Below are 407 nucleotides of genomic sequence, written 5' to 3' on the forward strand. Positions count from 1 at the left end.
ACACGTCTATCAATATCTTTAATATAAGAGTCAAATGAGAGAAAATATAATATTCCTGCAACCATACTTCCTATCCCCCCTAAACATACAACTAATTGAATAATAGTTGTTTTATCCATCGTAAAACCTCCTCATCCATATTTTACCTTATTCTACCACAAAAAGATTAGTTTTATTATTTTCTTTATGTATATTTTTAGGGATTTATATAAAGTGAGTAGTTTTTAAGTGGATTGAGCGTTTTAAAGATGAAACAGAACTGCTGAAAATTCAGAAAGCTGACATACAATCACAGGCAAGTTATTCTCTAATATTTAATGAAATGATTAGACATCGACCACCATCATTGTTATGCTGTTGAATTAATCATCCTATAATGATATCATCAATATTGAAAATATTGGTAG

At 28.7% G+C, this 407-nt stretch carries 1 pseudogene; it reads left to right on the top strand.

Annotation, left to right across the window (positions count from 1 at the left end):
- Positions 1-223: 223 nt before the first annotated feature.
- Positions 224-361, top strand: a pseudogene (locus tag NEH74_RS13755) (IS1595 family transposase); the annotation flags it as partial.
- Between the last annotated feature and the right edge of the window lie 46 nt (positions 362-407).

The sequence above is a fragment of the Turicibacter sp. GALT-G1 genome, assembly GCF_025594995.1.
Lineage (GTDB): Bacteria > Bacillota_I > Bacilli_A > MOL361 > Turicibacteraceae > Turicibacter > Turicibacter bilis.